Raw genomic sequence first — 17,495 nt, forward strand, 5'->3', positions numbered from 1 at the left:
GCCGGCGGGTCCCCCCCGGCCACAAAGTCCCTTGCCCCGCCGCCCCCCCCCCGCCGGGCGGGGGGGCGGGGGGGGTGTTCACCCCGGGGGGGGGGGGGGGGGCCGGCCCCCCCCCCCCACGACCAGTCAGATCTTGGCGACCTGGTTGAAGTTGAGCTCCACCGGGGTCTCGCGACCGAAGATCGACACCAGCACCTTGAGCTTCTGCTGGTCGGCGTTGATCTCGCTGATCGTGGCCGGCAGCGACGCGAAGGCGCCGTCGGTGACGGTGACGGAGTCGCCCACCTCGAAGTCGAGGACCTTGATCTCCGGCTTCGACTTCTTCTGCTCGGTCTCGATGGCCGGCGCCAGCCACTTCAGCACCTCGTCGAGGGAGAGCGGGGCGGGCCGGTCGGCCCGGTCGGTCGCGCCGACGAAGCCGGTCACGCCCGGGGTGTTACGCACACACGAGTAGGACTCGGCGGTCAGCTCCATCCGGACCAGGATGTAGCCCGGGAAGACCTTGGCCTGGATCTGGGAACGCTTACCGTTCTTGACCTCGACCTCTTCCCGGGTCGGCACCTCGACCTGGTAGATGAAGTCCTCCATGTCGAGGCTCGTGATCCGGGTCTCGAGGTTGGTCTTGACCTTGTTCTCGTAGCCGGCGTACGAGTGCACCACATACCAGTCACCCGGCGCGTAGCGCAGCTTCTGCCTCAGCTCGGCGACCGGGTCGTACTCCTCGTCCGGCGCGGGCTCAGTCGTTGGGAACTCCGGCTCGCTGGCGGCCTCAACCGACTCGTCACCAGCCGCCGTCGCGACCGTGGACTGCTCGTCCACGGGTCCGGCGGTCTCGTCGTACTCAGGCACGCTCGCTCACTTCCGTCACTATCGGCTGGAGGCAGCCGGTCAGTCCGAGTTGCCGAAGACAAACAGCACGACCTTGGCGAAGCCGAGGTCCAGCAGGCCAACGATCGTCAGCATCACCGCGACGAACGTCACCACCACGGCGGTGTAGGTCAGCAACTCCTTACGCGTCGGCCAGATGACCTTACGCAGTTCGGCTACGACCTCGCGGAAAAACCGGGCGATGCGGCCGAACACGCCCACCCGACCGGTCTCCGACCGGGTGGTGGGCCGGCTGTCCGCCGACTCCGCCCGGGCGCGGGACCGCGTGGCGGTGCCTCCCCGGGAGACCGGCTCGTCCGCGCTGGAGGCGTCGTCGTCGGCAACCTCGTCGACGACCTCGTCGTCCAGACGATCGTCGCCGGCGTCCTCGCCGTGCCGCTTGTTGTCGGCCACTTCGCCCTCCGTCGCGGAATCTCGGGTCGCACGCCGAGTGGCGTACGCGGCGCTGGTCACGCCGGCCGGGCCCAACCGTCCCGCGACGGGCCGCGGCCGGTGGATCATCCGGAGGGCCCCGATTGCCTCGGAACCACCCCGCCGATGCCACCACCACGGGCCGGACGCCGCCAAGCTGGCGGCGCGACCCACGGGAACGGTCAGGCCTGAGGCGCAGGGGTGACAGGACTTGAACCTGCAGCCTGCGGTTTTGGAGACCGCTGCTCTGCCAATTGAGCTACACCCCTGTGCGGCAACACTCGCCCCACGCGGTCACAGACGACCGAGCAGGGGTCACTTGCCCCACGGCGGACCAGTGTACGGGTAGCCGCCCGACTTTCCCAACCGGTCTCTCCGCCTCGCGTGGCGGGCCTGCCTCAGCGCGTCGTCCGGATGGTCGCGCGGGCCTGCGAGAGCACCTTCTCGCCCCCGCAGGTCGCCGTCACGTCGAGTCGGGTGAGCCCCTCCTCGGTCACCTCACGGACCCGCGCGGTGACCTCGATCTCGGCGCCCTGGTCATCGTCCGGGACGACCACCGGTCGGGTGAACCGCACGCCGTACTCGACCACCGCGTCCGGCGACCCGGCCCACTCGGTGACCGCCCTGCCGACCAGCGCCATGGTGAACATGCCGTGGGCGATCACCCCGGGCAGCCCCACGCCGGTGGCGAACCTGTCGCTCCAGTGGATCGGGTTGAAGTCACCCGACGCGCCGGCGTAGCGGACCAGGTCCGCGCGGGTCACCTGGAACGTCTTGGCGGACAACTCCATCTCAGGCCTCCCCGCGTACGACGATCTTCGACCAGACGGCGACCACCGGTTCCCCGGCGACGGTGTGGACGTCGGTGCGCGTGGTCAGGAAGCCGTGCCCACCCCGGTTGCTGACGTCCTCGATGGTGTTGACGCAGACCAACTCGTCGCCGGCGACCACCGGCCGGGTGTACGCGAACCGCTGGTCACCGTGCACCACGCGGCTGTAGTCCACACCCAGGGCCGGGTCCTCGACGATCTGGCGGCTCGCGGCCATCGTGACGACCACCGGGAAGGTCGGCGGAGCCACCACGTCCGGGTGGCCGAGCGCCTGCGCGGCCTGGGGGTCGTGGTGGGCCGGGTCGGTGGCGCCGATGGCGGTGGCGAACTCGCGGATCTTTTCTCGGCCCACCTGGTAGGGGGCGGTCGGCGGGTAGGTCCGGCCGACGAAGGAAGGGTCCAGGGACATGCCGCGAACCTACACGGAACGCACAATCGCCGACCTGGTCGGCAGGCTGCGGCGGAGCCGCGCCAAACCGGTCAGATCGGCGATCGAAAAGCTGGGACAGCGGCCGGCACGAGGCCGGCCACGGGTCAGCGGGTCTCGCGGTGGACCGTGTGCCGACCGTCGCGCGGGCAGAACTTCTTCAGCTCGATGCGGTCGGGGTCGTTGCGCCGGTTCTTGCGCGTGATGTAGTTGCGCTCCTTGCACTCCACACACGCCAAAGTGATCTTCGGCCGGACATCGGTAGCCTTCGCCACGGCGGAGTGCCTTCCTCGCTAACGGAAACAACTACGACGCGCCAGCCTAGACGCTGACAGCGCGGACATGCAAAGCGGGCGCCAGAAGCGCCCATTTCCCTACGACCACCGGCGACGAGCCCGGAAGACGAGAGTAGCGGTGGCCGGACTTGAACCGGCGACACAGCGATTATGAGCCGCTTGCTCTACCATCTGAGCTACACCGCTGCGATGGGTCCAGCTGAACCCTCGAGCCCCCTTACGGAATCGAACCGTAGACCTTCTCCTTACCATGGAGACGCTCTGCCGACTGAGCTAAGGGGGCCTGCGCGATCTCCCCGTGGGGCGCGCAGAAGTAAGAGTACACGGCCCGGCTCGACAGGTGAAATCGGATCCCCGGTGATCGTCTACGCCCTGCTCAGGGCACGACGCGAAGGCGCGGCAGCTCCCCGTTGGAGATCGATTCCGGCTCGACCTGGGCGCCGAACCAGGTGGCCAGCCGCTCGTACGGCAGCGGCCGGCTGAACAGGAAACCCTGCCCGATCTCACAGCCGATGTCCTGGAGAAGCTCCAGGGTCAACTCGCTCTCCACGCCCTCGGCCACCACCGCCAGGCCGAACTGCTGGGACAGGGTCACCACGGCGTTGACGATGGCCAGGTCCCCCGGGTCGGTCGCCATACCCTGCACGAAGGAACGGTCGACCTTCACCTCGTGCACCGGCAGCCGACGCAGATGCGCCAGCGACGAGTCGCCCGTGCCGAAGTCGTCCACCGACAGCCGGACACCCAGGTCACGCAACCGTCGCAGGGTCGGAATGGGCCGGTCGGTGCCGTCCAGCACCCCCGCCTCGGTGATCTCCAGGGTCAGTCGCTGCGCCGGCACCCCGTACTCGGTCAGCAACTCCTGGACCCGATCCGGAAAGTGCTGGTCGGTGAGCGTCCGGGCCGAGATGTTGACCGCGATGGGCAGCGGTTGATCGGCAAGCGCCCAGTCCCGGCTGCGGCGTAGCCCCTCGCGGAGCACCACCTCGGTGAGCCGGCTCAGCTGGCCGGTGTGCTCGGCCACCGCCACGAAGTCCTCCGGAGCGACAGTGCCGTGCGTCGGGTCCACCCACCGGGCCAGGCACTCGACACCGACCAGGCGCCGGTCCCGCAGAGTCACCTTGGGCTGGAAGTAGACCTCCAACTCGCCCTGGTCCAGGGCGTGGCGCAGATCGCCGGCCAGGCCCAGCCGGCGCAACGACCGGGACTCCAGGGCGGGGTTGAACAGCTGCACGCTGCCCGGCACCGACTTGGCCGCCGTCGCGGCGAGGTCGACCCTGAGCAGCAGGGTCGCCGCGTCACTGCCGTGGTCGGGGTGCACGGCCACCCCGACGGCAGTGTTCACGTCGAGGGTCAGCGCGTCGAAGACCATCTCGTCACGGATCTGGTCGCGCAGTTGGGCGGCCAACTCGAGCGCCGCCTCCGCGCTCTCCAACCGCAGCGTCACCAGGAACTCGTCCCCACCGGCACGGCCCACCAGAGCCGACGACGGCGCGCTGGCCCGCAGCCGGCTGGCGACCTCGGCGAGGACCTTGTCCCCCGCCGCGTGACCGAGGGACTCGTTGACCTGACGCAACCCGTCGACGTCGAAGAGCAGCAGTGCCACCACCTCGCCGGGGGCGGCGATCGTGAAGGACTCGGCGAGCGCGCCGGTGATCCGCCGACGGTTGGGCAGCCTGGTCAGCGCGTCGTGGTAGGCGTCGTGCCGAAGCCGGTCGACCAACCGCGAATTTTCCAGGGCGACGGCGGCGTGCGCCGCCACGGTCTCGAAGATGGGGAGGTCGGCCGGGGCGAAGTGGCCCACGTCGCTGAGCCGGTTGGCCACCTCCAACGTGCCGATCACCGCCTGCCCCGAACGCAGGGGCACCGCGATGACGTCCTTGACCTTGGAGTCGGCGAGCGCGGACCGCAGCGTCGGGTCACCACCGAAGGCCCGACCGAGCGCGACCGTGCGACCCGACTCACGGGTCTTCTCCCGGATCACCGCCGGGGTCGGGGCGACGTCGAGCAGACCTCGGTCGTCCAGCCGCGCGGTAAGCAGGACCTCCGGGTGCCGACCCTGGGCGGGAAGCCACAGCGTGGCGTATTCCGCCTGCATGAGGGAACGGAGCCGGCCGAGCAGCGCGTCCGTCAGGTTGCCGTCCTGACCCGCCTCGCTCATCGCCCGGGTCAGCTCGTACATGTCGCCCAGGGTGCGGTGTTGCCGAATGAACTGCGAGTAGGAGCGGTAGAGCAGAACGCCGGCCACCGCCAGGGCCAGCAGAAGAAGGATCGACCAGAGGGTCGTCGCCAGGGCGATGAGGATGATCATCCCGACCGCGACGTTCAGTGCTGTGGTCAGCAGAACCTGGATGGCCGTGCTCGTCGTCTCCCGAGTGCCCTGCCAGCCCTGCAGGAGAGTGATCACGCCAACCACGGCCACCAGGCTGATCAGCGCATTGGCGGCGACCGCGGCGAAGACCGCGCTCCACGTGGCCGGGCCCACCCCCTCGTGCGGAGGCATGGCGGCCAGCACCAGCCCGGCGACGGAGAATCCGGCTGCTGCCCGGGCGACGTTGAACCAGAACTTCGGCGGTGCGTAACCGCGGTGAATCTGGGTGAAGAGCTCGGCTGCCGTAGCGACGACGACCATGAGCAGCGGCGACAGCCAAAACAGGGCGAGCACGAGCGGAATCTCAAGGAGGGTCACCACCACCGCTTGACGGCGGACGACGAAGCTGAGCGTTGGTATCCCGGCAGCAACCATCACCACCAGCAACACAACAGCTGTCGGCCAATCCTCGAAACGGATCGGCACCGTTAACGCGAGAACCAGCGTCCCCACCAGGGCAATCCCGGCGAGGGGTGCCGTGATCAGCCAGGCGTGCTCGGTCGTACGACGTCGGACAGCCTTAGGTGACACCGCACCACCCTGTCATCGGACACGTCGCCGCCGCACCGGGGTCACCGAGCGACGCTTGACGCTCCACTCGAAACCGAAACGCTGTGGCCGGCGGGGGCACCCCACTCGATCAGGGTGGACTGGAAACCACTGCCGAGTTGAGCGCCTAGGACACCAACGGCCAGCGCGGCGAGGACAATCGACGCCGTGCGCAGCCGGCCAAACTTTCGACCAGACATTTGGAACTCCTGTCGGCAGGGGGCGGTGCGGGGATGGAGATTCCACGATGGTGCCACAGCGACGTCCGCCAGGAAAGTTCCCTGCCCGCGATCAGGCCAACCGACCCGCGAGCCAACCCGCTTGGCCGGGCAGGCACAACGTCCGGCCAGACCATCTGCTGATCAGCCCACGGTGGCATGCCCAAGAAACGACCTAGCAGGGGAAAGCTCGCCTACTAGACGTAACAGTTGATTTGAACTGCGCCCCTCCGTCCCGGGTACGCACACTACTCGCCGCTACCTCGCGGCAACAGGTCACTGTCATCTATCTGGTGACCGACCGCCAGGGTCGCCGTGGCGCTGATCCGCGCCGGTTCGCGAGATCCCGAAGTCCGGCCGGAGGATCACCACCACACCGTCGACCCGGTGCCGCCCCAGGATTACCGCAACGGCCGGAACACCGCCCGCACCTCCGCGGAGAACAACTCCGGCTCCTCCCACGCGGCGAAGTGGCCGCCGCGGTCGGCCTCGTTGAAGTACGCGACGCCGGGGTAGACCGTCTCGACCCAACTGCGCGGGGCAGCCCAGATCTCGCCGGGGAACGTCGTGAAGCCGACCGGAACCGAGACCGGCGGAGGAGTCTGGCCGGCCGCGGCGGCCGCGGCCAGGAACCGTTGGAACTCCCAGTACCACCGCGCGGACGAGGCGCCGGTGCCGGTCAGCCAGTACAACGTGACGTTGTCGACGATCGAGTCCCGGGTCAGCCCGCCCACGGGCTCGCCGTCGACGAGCGCCCGGGAGATCTTGTAGTAGCTGTCGGTGTCGTGGTCGAACATCCAGGCCGCCAGCCCGACGGGTGAGTCCAGCAGGGAGTAGCCGATCGTCTGTGGCCGGGTGGACTGCTCCAGGAAGTAGCCGAAGCCATCCATCGTGAACAGGTCGAGCGCTTCGCGCGCGGCGCGTTCCTGCGCAGAATCCGCCGGTAGCTGGTCCTTGATACCGATCGCACCGGCCAGCAGGTTGACGTGGATGCCGAGCAGCCCCTGCGGTGCCTGGCGGCCCATGGCGTCCGTGACGGCGGCACCCACGTCGCCTCCCTGTGCGACGTAGCGCGGGTAGCCGAGGCGACGCATCAGCTCCGCCCACGCTCGTGCGATCCGGCCGTTCTCCCAGCCGAGCTCGGCCGGTTCGCCCGAGAAGCCGTAGCCAGGCAGTGACGGTAGGACAAGATGGAAGGCGTCCGCCGCCCGTCCGCCGTGCGCGCTCGGGTCGGTGAGCGGGCCGATGACCCCGAGCAACTCCACCACCGAGCCTGGCCAGCCATGCGTCATGATCAGCGGCAGGGCGTCCTCGTGCCGCGACCGTACGTGGATGAAGTGGATCTCGACGCCGTCGATGTAGGTGGTGTACTGCGGCAGGGCGTTCAGCTTCGTTTCGCAGGCGCGCCAGTCGTAATCCGTCGCCCAGTAGCGGGCCAACGCCTGGACCGTCGCCAGCTGCACACCCTGGGACCGATCGGTGGCCAATTCCCGGCTCGGCCAGCGGGTGGCCGCGATCCGACGACGCAGGTCGTCGATCGCCTCTTCGGGCGTGTCGAGCCGGAAGGGACGGATCTCGTTGTCGTCGGACATGTTCTCCACCTACCGGGTCGGGACGACCGGTGCCGCGGCGCCGGCGGGACTGGCACGCACCCAGTCTCACAACGGCCCGACGGCGAGGGGGCCGAAACGAGAATTCGGACCGCGGTCTTGCGCTTCTGGAACGGGCAGGTTCGCAGGTGCTCACCTCTGCGATCATGTCCGGTTGTTCGAGCCAGGATCGCGTGGTGACTTTCATGCTGCCCGCTGACGTCACCGCATTCAGCGAAGTCGTCGCGCAGCCGATCGCGGGTCTTGCGACATGGGAGACGCACGATCGGACCGAAGGCATCGTGCCGCACGACTCGTTGCAGGTGGCGATGAACCACGATGGCGTGCAGGCGTTCCTGCGTCTCCTCCGGCGCGACGGCGGGACGGATGCGCCGGTATCGGGTCGGGGCCGGCAGCGAAGACATGGGCGTTGCACAGTCCCGAACGGGTCCTCCGAAACGGCGGGCTGCTCCCCGGCGGGACGCCGACATTCAGCCAGAGCGAGGGCGAGCGGCCCACCGCGCAGACCCCGGAATCTCCCGAATTTGCCTCCAGGATCAGGCGGCGCCAGCCCGGCATCGGCTGAGCCGGCCGGAGACAACTGCTACGTCGCGTCAGGATCTTCCAGGTGCGACGTGTCGCCGGGGTCGACCACCATGTCTCCCAGGAAATGTGCCCCACAGCTATCGCAGAAGGCTCCCTCCGCTGCGCCGTCAACCACCAGCTGGCCGTCCGTACCTGGGTAGCCGAGATACCACTGGCCACGCAGCTTGACCATCAGCTTCGGCCACCGCGGCTCGCAGGAGCACACGGTGTTCTTGGGCTCGTGCGCCCACTCGAACGGGGGCGGCGTGCCTGGCTCGATGACGAAGTTGCCGGGATAGGTCGCAGCGCACTCGGCACACCGAGCTGACAGCTCGAATAGCCTGGTCATCGGACTGCCATGCTCGGATGGTTGGCACGGCATGACATGACCGTTCATCTCCGTGACCAGAGCTGGCCACTGGGGTCGACAGCGGCACGCGGGCTTCTGGGCCCTGAACAGCTTGATCACGTACGCTCCCGCACTCTCATGTTGAGGCGAGGAGCCTGGCGGGTGGTTCGGCCTTCGGGGCTCCGCCCCGAAGCCCTTCCGCGGAGATCGGTGACGGACGGTCTGCTCGGTCGGGCAGACGCGCCAGGTTGTGCCACATGATGGGCCCCATCCGTTGGGCCAGTAACCGGGGCACGTAGCGGACACGAGAGGCGACGCGGCCAGCGGAACGGCAGGCGTTTCGCTCATCACGATCGTCGAGCATGGTCTCCAAGTTGACGGTGCCATGACCCGTGCGGGAAGCCGGCGCTCAAGCCGCTCTGCGACGGCACCCGCCAGGCGATCAAACTCCGGGCCGGCACCACCCGCGGGGGCTGACCCCACGTCACGGCGTCCCCCACGTCACCGCGTCCCCCACGTCACCGCGTCGCGCGGCGAGAGCACGCGGACGGGCCGCACCAGAGGGCACGCCCCCTTTGCTCTGCACCCGCCCGTGCACCACGCACGGTCCGTAACTGGCGCGCAGGCGGGTGCAGAGCGAAGGGTGGACCGGGCGCGGCACGCCCACCCAACAGCCGACGCTCAACAGCGATCGGTCCGCCCCGCCGGCACCACCCCGCCTGGGCGTGATCCGTCGGCTTCCCGAGGCGACAAACCCCTCGGCGCAGACACCGACGACGAAGGCCCCTGACTCGCGTTTCCGCGGTTCAAGGGCCTTGTCGTTGCCTGGTGGCGGGTAGAGGATTCGAACCTCTGAAGCTTTCGCGACGGATTTACAGGGCGTCCGCAAGCCGAGGCGCCCGACCCGTCTGACCTGCTGCTTAATCACGCCAATGCAATCTCGACGCCTCGCTGCCCACTATCCGCCCACGCCCATCGGCATCCGTGAAGGGCTGCCGAGGGCTTGGAGGCTTGCGCGTCAGTCCAGCGTCTGATGACCACCCACGGCCGCCGGCCTGCCAGAGACATGGTGAGTGCTCTCAGTCCTCGTCGTCCTCGTCGACCGCGCAGAACTGCTGAAGTCCGATACGAGCGAGTAAAACCGCCAAGATGTACCGGCTGACCGGCAGGTCATTCTCGTTGGCGAGTGCCTCGAAGATGGCCAGGGCCTCCGCAGTGCGGTCACCCGTCGGTGCTCCAACAAGGACGCTGACCGCCGTGTGTGCGCATACCACTCGGCGCAACCTGCCCAGCTGGTTCGCAAACCAGTCTTTGCCGAACTTCCGCTGCCGATCGTCGTCGGAAGGACCAAGACCGCGACCCTCCTTGAGGAGTTGGGCACCGATCTCAGCGTAGAGTTCGTCGTCGCTGCGGGTTAGGTATTCGGCGAGAGCTTCGTCAACTGACGGCATTAGGTGTCCTTAGCTGAGGTTGAATTTGGTACGCAAGCATCAGCCCTAGCATCTGGCGTACCGTACTAGTGGTTTCCGGCCGAAGTCGCAATGCGCTCGTTATCGACTTCTGAAGTCGGTAGAACTTCAGCGGCCGTCGCGGATCGATTATCTCGTCAGCCAGTTTGGTTTCTATACCAATGGCAATGAGAACACCGTGCACATCGCCACGTGCCAGGCGATCGAACAACTCCTGGGCTCGCTCGCGGCTCTCGAAATGCTGTTTCGCGAAGCCCGGGAGGTCGCGAGGCGACGAACTGTGAAATGCATCCAGATCCGTAATCATTTTTAGGTACTCAAAGCCCTGGGACTCAGTGATCGTGTCGGGATGAGTGAAGGAAATTCGCCACCAGTCGTCGTCCAACGGGTGATCGAAGTCAGCAGCCATCTCCACGGCGACGCGGAAGCTTAGGGCCATCCCGACCGCGGCCTGCCTGATGGCGGGTGGGACATGGCGCCCGATTTGCTCTTCACGAGTCAACGCCGGCGGGTGCGAACGGGCAAGCCGGACATAGAATGCACGCTCCTCGCAGCCCAAAGCCCAAATGGTGATGACTGCGCCGAGGTGGATCATCTGCCGTGTTCGGACTGGCTCACCCCACGCGAGGGCTTGGAAAGCGAGATCGTCGGCAGCCAGTTCGACGCTGACGTTGTCGGAGTAGAGGCTGTGGTCATCCCTCGTCCGGTCTAACCGTGGATGATCGAGAACGAAGTGAGCCATCTCGTGAGCAATGGCAAACCTAAGAGCAACATAGGCTAGATATTCGCGATAGTCCTTGCCCTCCACGTTGAGACGTAGCGGGATCCTGGTCACCGAATCCCAAGTGCGCCGATGCAACATGAAGTACCGGAGCGTAGCGGCGAACATCGCGATTTCCACATCGTCGCCACTTCGCAAGTGTGACGCTTTTCTTATCAACGACAGCAAGCCCTTGCCCTGAAAGCGTGACATCGGGTAGGCGATATATTCAGCGAAAGCGGTGAGCGTCCCAAAGAAGTCGTCCTGGATCTGAATAAGAGCAGACCCGTCATCAAACCACCAGGTTTCAGCCTCGCTTGGAACGGTCACCGAAGTACCGATCCAAAAACGGTTTAGCCTTTCACGGTCGAAACCCATTCCCGCAAAGCTCTCAGTGAGATCATCTGCGATGAGGTTGCAAACCGTCGTCATGACATCCGGATCGTCGAAGTCCCGCAGTTTTTTGCGGATGTCCTTGAGGGCGGCGACCACCAGCGGCTGATCCTGCTCGCGAGCGTTAGCGATACGGGCGCGCAGTTGCTCCATCCGATCGGGGGCGTCAGCGCTGTACTTCCGGTAGGCATCGGTCTCTCGCGAGCGCATATGGGGACCCTGCCAACGGTGCCCTGTAGCGATAATCGGTCGTTCGGATCGAGCCACTGTCCGGAAAGAGACAGCTAACCCCGCCCGACCACTGCGTTCAATGAACGCACAGCTCACCGTAGTGCCTGGCCGATCTTGTCGTTCATGGTGTCGTCGCCGCCGTCGATGCAGTTGGCGTAGACGCGGAGCAGGACGGCGACGCCGTGACCTAGGCGCCGCGCGACCTCGGTGGGCGGGACGCCGGCATTCAGCCAGAGCGAGGCTGCCGCGTGCCTCAGGTCGTAGGGCCGGCGGACGAGAGGCGAGCCGACCTGAGCGTCGGTCAGTGCCCGCTCCCGGGCGAGCTTCCACCACCGGTCGTAGACCGACTCCGACAGCGGCCCACCGTGCACGCCCCGGAAGAACCGGCCGTCCGGGCCAACCCCGTGATTCTCTACGTGCGCGCACAGCAGCTCGACGAGCCGGGGCGGGATCGGGACCGTACGAGTCTCGGCCCTCCCCCGGTGCTTCAGTCCCCGCCGCTCGTGGGAGCCACCGTCATCGGTCCAGTGCGACCCGGCGCGCGGCGAGGTGCCGGCGAGCACCAAGCGGCCCCAGCGATATTCGATCTTCTCGTGCTCGCAGGACCGGGAAGGCTTGACCGCCGCCAGGTCGTCGAAGTCGGTCCCGCAGTCGGCGCACCGGCCGGCAAGGTCGCAGTCCTCCCGCCGTAGGTCCGCGGCTTCCGAGGGACGCATCCCCGCGTAGTAGAGACAGCCGAAGAACGCGGTGACCTTGTCGGCCCGTTTGCCGAGAGACTTCACCGCCTCCAGCAACGTGGCGACCTGGGCCGGGTTCGCCACCACCCGCCGGTCGATGGACTGTGCGACCTCGGGAGCGGTCCACTGGACCCGGTCGACCGGGTTGGAGGCAATCAGCTCCAGCTCGACGGCGTACCCGAGCACGTTGTAGAAGGTGGCCCGCTTGCGCTGGACGGTGGAGGCAGCCGCGGGCTTGCCGTCGAGGCGTACGCAGAGGCTGTCGAGGACGCGGCGGACCATCGCGGGCGAGTCCAGCTCGACGACCGGGAGTGACGCGGTTTCCAGCCAGGCCAGCGCCGCTGCGTGTTCGGGCGGGATCTCGTCGGACCAGCGGCGCGGGTTGAGGCCATAGAGGTACAGCGCCTCACGGAGCAGGGCGTCAGTCGGTCGGCCCCGCTTCGCTGGCCGAGTCAGGGTCACCGTGATCGAGGTCAGTGCTTCGACGATCGAGCGGCGGGTCTTGGCCGCCGCCCGGGGCCACTTCATCTCGACGTACGCGCGGCTGTGCGCGTACCAGGTGGTGGGGTTCTTGGTTCTGGCCTCGGAGACCGGGCGGCCGGTGGCCGGGTCGAAGGGCTCCCCCGCGTTGGCCGCCTGGACCAGCTCGGCGCGGAACGAGTGCGCCAGGGCTTTGGTACGGAACATGTCCTCGAAGCGCTGGCCGCTCACCGCCCAGCGGACCCGCCACGGCCGAGCCTTCCGGTCGGCGCGCTTGGCGATCTCCCAGATCTGGACCTCGTAGCTCTTCACGCGGCGTCCTGCTCCAGGTCACCGAGCCACCGACCGAGCGCTGACCGGCGGACCCTCAGCTGCCCATTCGGGAGCTTGATCACCCGTGGTCCCTTGCCGGTCTGCCGCCAGTAGAACCAGGTCGAGCGCGGTACGCGCAGTTCGGCGAGCACTTCCGGCACGGTCAACAACTCCTCGGTCACTGCGGTTCCTCCCCGTCGTGCTGTGCGCTGTGCTGGGTTGCCGAAAGATCTGGAGACTCCTGCGCGGCCCGGTCCTTGGCGGCGAGCAGTTCGGATCGCCAGCGGGCGCGTTCGCTGATCGAGCGCATGAGTCGGTGGGTCATCGGGCCGACGTCCGGGTCATCCGGTCGGGCCAACTCCCAGGCGTGCCGGACTCGTTCGGTGGTGGCGCCCTGGTCGTCGGCGAGCTGGGTGCCGTCGGTGGTGACGCCGAGCAATGCCCGGACCCAGGCCCGCGCGTCGTGCTTGTGGTCGGCGAGGGTCTTGCCAGACCAGTCGCGGGAGATGAGGATGCGCCGGCCGCCGATGCCGAGGGTGTCGCGCTGGTGGACCTTGCCCTTGCAGCGGCCGGGCTTGAGCTTGGCGTGTGCCTTCTTGGGCTGGACGCCGTAGAGCAGCCAGTTGGCGCAACGGTGGGTGCAGGGGGTGAGCTGGAGCTGCTGCCAGAGCCGGTCGAGGTGCTTGCGTTGTGGGTTGGTAGTTGCCTTGTGGCAGTCGCCGGTGTGCTTGGTGATGTATTTCGTGACGTACCGGATGGTCCGTTCGGCGTCCTCGGTGCCGGGCATGACGCCGCGGGCGTCGACCTGGGCGCCGAAACGGACGACGTGCACTGGTTCCGCGTCCGGGTGGTCGTCGATGGCGTCGAGGGCTTCCGTCCAGGTGGTCAGTGGCTCGCGGGTGTCCGGGTCGACCCATGCCGCCGCCTGTTCGTCCCAGATCGGGAGTCGGTCGAAGGTGTAGCGCTGGACGTCGACCGAGGGCCACCACACCTGGTGGTAGGTGGCTGCCGCCACGGTGCGGAGCACGTCCCGAGAGATGGTGCCCCGGATGGCGAAGTGAGCGTGCGGGGCGAGTCGGCGTTGCGGCTCGACGCAGCCGGCGTACTGGACGTTCCAGCCCTCGCAGCGACGCAGGTTCTGCCAGAACCGGTCGAGCAGCCGGGGGAAGTGCACGGCGTCCCAGGCTGCGCGGCGGTAGTCGTACCTGGCCGGGTTGACGGGGGTGCCGTCTGGGCGGACCGGGCCGTACGAGTCGAGGGTGAGAGTCAGCCACATCGACGGTTGGTAGGTGGAGCCGTCCGGGGCGGTGTAGGTCTTGCCGACGGTGCGCCGCTCGATCTTGCGCCGGGGCAGCTCGGGAGCGTCCTGGCGCCGCTTGGTGGAGCGCTTGCGCCTTGGGCCGGGTTCGTCGTCCTGGTCCTCGTCGTCGTTGGCGTGCGGTGGTCCGACGCGCCCGCGTAGGCCCTCAGCGGCGATGGCTTCCTCTACCTCGTGGATCGCCTCGTCGAGGTCGGTCACCTGGTCCCACTGTGCTGCGCGTACGGCCTCGTCGCGGGAGAACTCCAGGTGTGCGCGGAACAGGATCAGTGACTTCTGCGCCTCGGTGGCGGGTTCCGGGCCGGGTAGCGGTTCGTCGTCGCGGTGCCAGCCCTCGCGGATCTGGGCTTGCCGTAGCCTGCGGTTCTTCTTGGCGCACGGCGGGCACTTGTCCTCCCGGGTCGCGCCGCAGGGTAGGTCGATGACCTCGGTCAGGCCGGTGTCGAGGTCGGTTCGGCGCATGGCGAGCGGGCGGACGCAGACGCCGTACTCGATGGCGATGTCCTTGAGGACATCGATCGAGCGGGGTAGTGCCATACGGGCCGCCCGCGACCCCGGCCGAGGAGCAACCGGGGTCGGGGCGGGTTCGAGACCGGGCAGGGTCGGAGCCGTCATCGGATGATCCCGACGACCTGGGGCCGATTGTGCTGGACGACCCCGACCGGAGGCAGCACCGCAGGTGATGCCGGCGGCATCACCGGAGCCGGCGGCGCGGGCTCGACCGGCTGTGGCTCGTCGTACCAATCGCCCTGCGGTTGATCGGGCTCGGGAGCCGGCGGGGTGGTGGGTTCGCTGGACAGGACGACCTTCACCAGGGCGAGGAAGGCCAGCGACGGTACGGCCGCGACGATCCAGCCCCAGACGGAGGGTTCGGCTTCGGCGACCTGGGCGGCGAGGGAGAGCAGCGCGAACGCGATCAGGAGCACGCCGACCAGGCCGACGGGTCGACCGGTGCGGCGGCGGGCGCGGATCTCCAGGCCGAGGTAGATGGCCATCAGCTCGACGGCCACGGCGTTGGCCCAGCCGATCCAGTCAGGCTGACCATGGGCAACGGTCAGGTCGTGCACGTGCGTGAAGGCGGCGGCGCCAGCCATGGTGCCGATGGCGAGCAGGATCAGCACCCGTACGCCGGATTCAACGCGGATCATCGGCCGCCGCCGTTGTCGCGGATGGTCAGGGTGATGGAGATCTGTTGGCCGTTGAGGTCGCGGCGGCGGTTGACCATGTGCGCCAGGCCGTGCAGGGCAGCGGCGAGGCGGTCCGGGGAGCCGTTGAGTTCGATGTGCAGCGGCTTGAGGCGGTGGGTGCCGAGGAAGAAACTCTTGAGGGACATCGGTTACCTCCGGGCCGGGGCGACGCGGGTACGGATGTGCTCGGGTGGCTCGCCGAGGGAGGCCACCGCTTCGGAGAGGCAGCGCCACAGCGCCCACGCCTCGTCGGGGGTCAGGTACATGCGGCGCCGGCCGCCGCCGACGGCGAGATAGACCGGGTACGCATCGGGCCGGGCGGGGTCGACGCGGACGGACACGGCCGTGCTGGTGGCGCCGTCGGTGCCGGGTGCGCGCAGCCGGTAGAAGGTCCGGCCGGCGGTCGGGGCGGTCACCGCGGCTCACCCCCGTCGGTGTCCCGGTCGAGGATGTTCAGCAGAGAGTCCGGCAGCAGTGGTCCGCGACGCTGCCGGGGCAGGGGCGGGCGGGCCGGTTCGGTGGCGGTTTCCCGGCCGACCTGGGCGAGGATGTCCGCCGCGTCGGCCGGCGCCGGGTACTCGGCGGCCAGTTCCCGGATGTGGTCGTCGGAGATGTAGGAGAAGCGGACCCGGGCTGGCTCGGGGGTGCCGTCGAGGATTACGTAGCCGACGCCCTTGGCCCAGCGGGGCATCTGGTCGGCGAGGGCACCCCGGTTGCGGGCACCGTCGCCCAACACGAGGTCGACCTGAGCGGCCTCGGTCAGGCCGAGCGCGATCCGGGTCGGGAACAGGTCCCGGAACGGCAGCACCTCCTTGCGGGGGTCCTGCAACGCGGCCACCACCAGGACGCCGACGCCGGCACCCTGCGACAGCAGCAGCCCGAGCGACCCGGCGATGCGCTTGCGCAGGTCGACGTCTTGGAGGTACGCGGTCAGTGCCGCCATCTCGTCGATGATGACCACGACCAGGGGGTCAGCCAGGGTCGGCGTGTGCACGCGCACCGCGCCGGCAAGCCGGGTCTGCCGCTCCCGCATCACCGTCACGGCCTCGTCAAGCAGATCGGCCATGGCCTCGAACGACTTGCAGGCGAACCGGGCGAACAACGGCCGACCCATCGCGAACTCCATGCCGCCCTTGGGATCGATCACCCAGAGCCGGACCAGCCCGGAGGAGATCCCCCCGGCCAGGACTCGGACCAGCGACCACAGCACCGAGCCCTTCCCGGAGCGGGTGGCGCCGCCGATCAGGACGTGCGTGGCGAGCAGGTGCAGGCACCAGTGCCGCAGGTCCTCCCGCCGCGCCAGGGGTAGAGCGGTGAAGTCGGGCACCGACGGGACGTCGAACGGGTCGACCAGGGTGCGCAGCGCATCCGTGCGGACCACCACCAGATAGACCACCGACGGCCGGTCCCGGAACCGCAGCCGATCCACCGCGCTCAGCACCAGCGCCCAGTAGCCCGACCGGATCGGCGGGTCATCGGGGCGCTCGGAGTAGACCCGGGCGTGCCGCCGGCCGAAGGCGTACGCCAGGTTTGCCGTCGCTTTCTGGAACTCCTCCGGTGTCTGGCCGCGGACCATGCGGATGGTCAGCACGTCGAGCGCCTGATCCGAGCGGACCCGCAGCAGCTCCGGCAGGACCGTGCGATGGTCGTACACCTTGGCCAGGCCGCAGAGGGTCATGGCCTCACGCCAGGCCCGTCGGTAGACGAAGAGCTGACGGAACCGGCCGAGGACCGGGCCGGCGCACCAGGTCCACCAGGACGACTCGTGCCGCCACCGCCACAGCGCCGACACGGCAGCGGCCAAGACCACGGGCACGACCACGCCGGCCCGGCCGAACTCTCGGTAGAGGCTCACCCCGGCCACGACCAGGCCGACGGCGACCGGGTGGCGAAGACACCACCACAGCCCCCGCCACAACCACCGCAGCACCAGGCCGACCGCGATCAGCCAGACCGGCAGCTCCAGGCGACGCGGCCGGATCACCATCAGGTCCCCGGCGGTGGTCATCACGACCTCGCCCCGCGGCCGGCGCATCATCGGGCACCCGCCACTGTGGGCCGCCGCAGGACGGCAGGCATACGCTTGGACATGTCA

The 17,495-nt window shown here is 68.4% G+C and carries 17 protein-coding genes and 3 tRNA genes; all 20 read right to left on the reverse strand.

Annotation, left to right across the window (positions count from 1 at the left end):
• Positions 1-126: 126 nt before the first annotated feature.
• The 20 genes from nusG to ACGFIQ_RS33445 all read right to left on the reverse strand — a co-directional run bounded on the left by nusG (position 127) and on the right by ACGFIQ_RS33445 (position 17,408).
• Complete coding sequence (nusG, locus tag ACGFIQ_RS33350; protein WP_393249855.1) at positions 127-849, reverse strand: transcription termination/antitermination protein NusG; 723 nt, start codon at positions 847-849, stop codon at positions 127-129.
• Between the two features lie 39 nt (positions 850-888).
• Positions 889-1,281 (reverse strand): preprotein translocase subunit SecE, encoded by a 393-nt coding sequence (gene secE / locus ACGFIQ_RS33355; RefSeq protein WP_357559036.1) that lies wholly within the window; start codon positions 1,279-1,281, stop codon positions 889-891.
• Between the two features lie 214 nt (positions 1,282-1,495).
• Positions 1,496-1,568: transfer RNA gene (locus ACGFIQ_RS33360), tRNA-Trp, on the reverse strand.
• Between the two features lie 129 nt (positions 1,569-1,697).
• The gene (locus ACGFIQ_RS33365; RefSeq protein WP_393249857.1) at positions 1,698-2,090 is read right to left on the reverse strand and encodes a MaoC family dehydratase; all 393 of its coding nucleotides are present in this window, start codon (positions 2,088-2,090) and stop codon (positions 1,698-1,700) included.
• Between the two features lies 1 nt (position 2,091).
• Positions 2,092-2,538 carry a MaoC family dehydratase N-terminal domain-containing protein gene (locus tag ACGFIQ_RS33370; protein WP_393249859.1) on the reverse strand — a complete coding sequence of 149 codons (447 nt, stop codon included), beginning with the start codon at positions 2,536-2,538 and terminating at the stop codon, positions 2,092-2,094.
• 125 nt (positions 2,539-2,663) lie between these two features.
• Positions 2,664-2,831, reverse strand: coding sequence for a 50S ribosomal protein L33 (gene rpmG, locus ACGFIQ_RS33375; protein WP_007073056.1), 168 nt, complete (start codon positions 2,829-2,831; stop codon positions 2,664-2,666).
• 134 nt (positions 2,832-2,965) lie between these two features.
• Positions 2,966-3,038 (reverse strand) — tRNA-Met (locus tag ACGFIQ_RS33380).
• Between the two features lie 24 nt (positions 3,039-3,062).
• Positions 3,063-3,135: transfer RNA gene (locus ACGFIQ_RS33385), tRNA-Thr, on the reverse strand.
• 93 nt (positions 3,136-3,228) lie between these two features.
• Positions 3,229-5,754, reverse strand: coding sequence for a putative bifunctional diguanylate cyclase/phosphodiesterase (locus tag ACGFIQ_RS33390; RefSeq protein WP_393249861.1), 2,526 nt, complete (start codon positions 5,752-5,754; stop codon positions 3,229-3,231).
• Between the two features lie 637 nt (positions 5,755-6,391).
• Positions 6,392-7,582 (reverse strand): epoxide hydrolase family protein, encoded by a 1,191-nt coding sequence (locus ACGFIQ_RS33395; protein WP_393249863.1) that lies wholly within the window; start codon positions 7,580-7,582, stop codon positions 6,392-6,394.
• A gap of 601 nt (positions 7,583-8,183) precedes the next feature.
• Positions 8,184-8,633, reverse strand: coding sequence for a hypothetical protein (locus ACGFIQ_RS33400; protein ID WP_393249865.1), 450 nt, complete (start codon positions 8,631-8,633; stop codon positions 8,184-8,186).
• 959 nt (positions 8,634-9,592) lie between these two features.
• A complete protein-coding gene (locus ACGFIQ_RS33405; RefSeq protein ID WP_393249867.1) occupies positions 9,593-9,964 on the reverse strand; it encodes a hypothetical protein in 372 nt (123 codons plus the stop codon).
• Positions 9,951-11,345, reverse strand: coding sequence for a hypothetical protein (locus ACGFIQ_RS33410; protein WP_393249869.1), 1,395 nt, complete (start codon positions 11,343-11,345; stop codon positions 9,951-9,953). Before ACGFIQ_RS33410 ends, ACGFIQ_RS33405 begins: the two co-directional genes overlap by 14 nt.
• A 113-nt stretch (positions 11,346-11,458) precedes the next feature.
• The gene (locus ACGFIQ_RS33415) at positions 11,459-12,895 is read right to left on the reverse strand and encodes a tyrosine-type recombinase/integrase (RefSeq protein ID WP_393249871.1); all 1,437 of its coding nucleotides are present in this window, start codon (positions 12,893-12,895) and stop codon (positions 11,459-11,461) included.
• Positions 12,892-13,077, reverse strand: a complete 186-nt coding sequence (locus ACGFIQ_RS33420; RefSeq protein WP_141911181.1) for an AlpA family transcriptional regulator — start codon at positions 13,075-13,077, stop codon at positions 12,892-12,894. Before ACGFIQ_RS33420 ends, ACGFIQ_RS33415 begins: the two co-directional genes overlap by 4 nt.
• Positions 13,074-14,828, reverse strand: a complete 1,755-nt coding sequence (locus tag ACGFIQ_RS33425) for a replication initiator (protein WP_393249873.1) — start codon at positions 14,826-14,828, stop codon at positions 13,074-13,076. The genes ACGFIQ_RS33420 and ACGFIQ_RS33425 overlap by 4 nt, the downstream gene beginning before the upstream one ends.
• Positions 14,825-15,361 (reverse strand): DUF2637 domain-containing protein, encoded by a 537-nt coding sequence (locus ACGFIQ_RS33430; RefSeq protein WP_393249875.1) that lies wholly within the window; start codon positions 15,359-15,361, stop codon positions 14,825-14,827. Before ACGFIQ_RS33430 ends, ACGFIQ_RS33425 begins: the two co-directional genes overlap by 4 nt.
• Positions 15,358-15,546, reverse strand: a complete 189-nt coding sequence (locus tag ACGFIQ_RS33435) for a hypothetical protein (protein WP_393249877.1) — start codon at positions 15,544-15,546, stop codon at positions 15,358-15,360. The genes ACGFIQ_RS33430 and ACGFIQ_RS33435 overlap by 4 nt, the downstream gene beginning before the upstream one ends.
• A 3-nt stretch (positions 15,547-15,549) precedes the next feature.
• Positions 15,550-15,816, reverse strand: coding sequence for a hypothetical protein (locus tag ACGFIQ_RS33440; protein ID WP_393249879.1), 267 nt, complete (start codon positions 15,814-15,816; stop codon positions 15,550-15,552).
• On the reverse strand, positions 15,813-17,408 hold the full coding sequence (locus ACGFIQ_RS33445; protein WP_393249881.1) for an FtsK/SpoIIIE domain-containing protein: 1,596 nt from the start codon (positions 17,406-17,408) through the stop codon (positions 15,813-15,815). Before ACGFIQ_RS33445 ends, ACGFIQ_RS33440 begins: the two co-directional genes overlap by 4 nt.
• Positions 17,409-17,495: the final 87 nt, after the last annotated feature.

It is taken from the genome of Micromonospora sp. NPDC048898, assembly GCF_043198035.1.
GTDB lineage: Bacteria > Actinomycetota > Actinomycetes > Mycobacteriales > Micromonosporaceae > Micromonospora.

Excerpts from the sequence above, each read along its gene's own strand:
- ACGFIQ_RS33445 (WP_393249881.1), bottom strand. The coding sequence starts at position 17,408 with ATGACCACCGCCGGGGACCTGATGGTGATCCGGCCGCGTCGCCTGGAG.
- ACGFIQ_RS33435 (WP_393249877.1), bottom strand. The coding sequence starts at position 15,546 with ATGTCCCTCAAGAGTTTCTTCCTCGGCACCCACCGCCTCAAGCCGCTG.
- ACGFIQ_RS33410 (WP_393249869.1), bottom strand. The coding sequence starts at position 11,345 with ATGCGCTCGCGAGAGACCGATGCCTACCGGAAGTACAGCGCTGACGCC.
- ACGFIQ_RS33370 (WP_393249859.1), bottom strand. The coding sequence starts at position 2,538 with ATGTCCCTGGACCCTTCCTTCGTCGGCCGGACCTACCCGCCGACCGCC.
- ACGFIQ_RS33395 (WP_393249863.1), bottom strand. The coding sequence starts at position 7,582 with ATGTCCGACGACAACGAGATCCGTCCCTTCCGGCTCGACACGCCCGAA.
- ACGFIQ_RS33405 (WP_393249867.1), bottom strand. The coding sequence starts at position 9,964 with ATGCCGTCAGTTGACGAAGCTCTCGCCGAATACCTAACCCGCAGCGAC.
- ACGFIQ_RS33430 (WP_393249875.1), bottom strand. The coding sequence starts at position 15,361 with ATGATCCGCGTTGAATCCGGCGTACGGGTGCTGATCCTGCTCGCCATC.
- ACGFIQ_RS33425 (WP_393249873.1), bottom strand. The coding sequence starts at position 14,828 with ATGACGGCTCCGACCCTGCCCGGTCTCGAACCCGCCCCGACCCCGGTT.
- ACGFIQ_RS33365 (WP_393249857.1), bottom strand. The coding sequence starts at position 2,090 with ATGGAGTTGTCCGCCAAGACGTTCCAGGTGACCCGCGCGGACCTGGTC.